Below are 247 nucleotides of genomic sequence, written 5' to 3'. Positions count from 1 at the left end.
GGCGTCCTCCGCGGCCGCGGGTCGCCAGCGTGATCCAGCACTTCGCCGCCGGGTTGCTCATCGGCGCGGTGGCGCTGGAGCTGCTTGCCCCGGTCTCCCACGGTACGAAGGCCGCCGCGGCCGTCGGCGTCGGTGCGGGACTGGCCGCCGTCCTGGTGCTCGACGCGGTTTCGGAGAAGCTCGGCGGCGGCCGGCAGTCCGGCGGGCTGGGACTGGCGGCGGTGGTTGGCGTCGACCTGACCGTCGA

At 75.7% G+C, this 247-nt stretch carries 1 protein-coding gene; it reads left to right on the top strand.

Annotated elements, in window-relative coordinates; translation table 11 throughout:
* Positions 1-29: 29 nt before the first annotated feature.
* The coding region (locus ACSNOK_RS35605) for a hypothetical protein (RefSeq protein WP_436784807.1) at positions 30-247 on the top strand (218 nt) is incomplete at its 3' end.

The organism is Streptomyces sp. URMC 126 (assembly GCF_051386555.1).
GTDB lineage: Bacteria > Actinomycetota > Actinomycetes > Streptomycetales > Streptomycetaceae > Streptomyces.
Note: the sequence above shows the minus strand (reverse complement) of the source record. Positions and strands in the feature narration are given on the sequence as shown.